Source organism: Mesorhizobium sp. 2RAF45, from assembly GCF_052115225.1.
Taxonomy (GTDB): Bacteria; Pseudomonadota; Alphaproteobacteria; order Rhizobiales; family Rhizobiaceae; genus Mesorhizobium; species Mesorhizobium jarvisii.
This window is the reverse complement of the sequence record NZ_JBFRGG010000045.1, coordinates 1-451: the sequence shown is the minus strand read 5'-3', so window position 1 is coordinate 451 and position 451 is coordinate 1. Positions and strand designations below refer to the sequence as shown.

General features: G+C 74.1%; 1 protein-coding gene. It reads right to left on the bottom strand.

Features of this window, described 5'->3' with window-relative positions:
* A partial coding sequence (locus AB4Z43_RS33510) for a divergent polysaccharide deacetylase family protein (RefSeq protein ID WP_441941004.1) occupies positions 1–451 on the bottom strand: 451 nt, incomplete at both ends.

Here is a 451-nt window from a genome sequence, read left to right as displayed (position 1 = left end):
ACATCAGCCATTCCAGCTTGCGCACGGTCTCGTCGGGGCGGTTGGCGGCGATCAGGGTGTAGGGGCCCGGATCGTTGGCCGGATAGTCGTTGGGCTCCATCGGCGTCTCGAGCAGCACCTCGTGCCCGTGCGAGCGGGCCAGGTCGATCCAGCCCTGCAGCCCTTCGGCATAGGGGGCGAACGACAGGGTGATCTCGGGCGGCAGGGTCTCGATGGCGGCGCGGGTGGTCTGGGCGTTGAGGCCGAGGCCCCCGATCACCAGGGCCACGCGCGGGCGGCCGTCGGGCGTGAACGGGCGGGCATAGGCTTCGGCGACCGTGCGGCCGTCAGGCGCGATCACCGGCAGAGGGCCGCCGCCAGGGCCGGGAACCGACAGGCCGGGCAGCGGGGCCTGGACCAGGGCGCCGCCCGACGGGGCGGGCGCGGCGGCCAGGTCCGTGAAGTCTTCGGG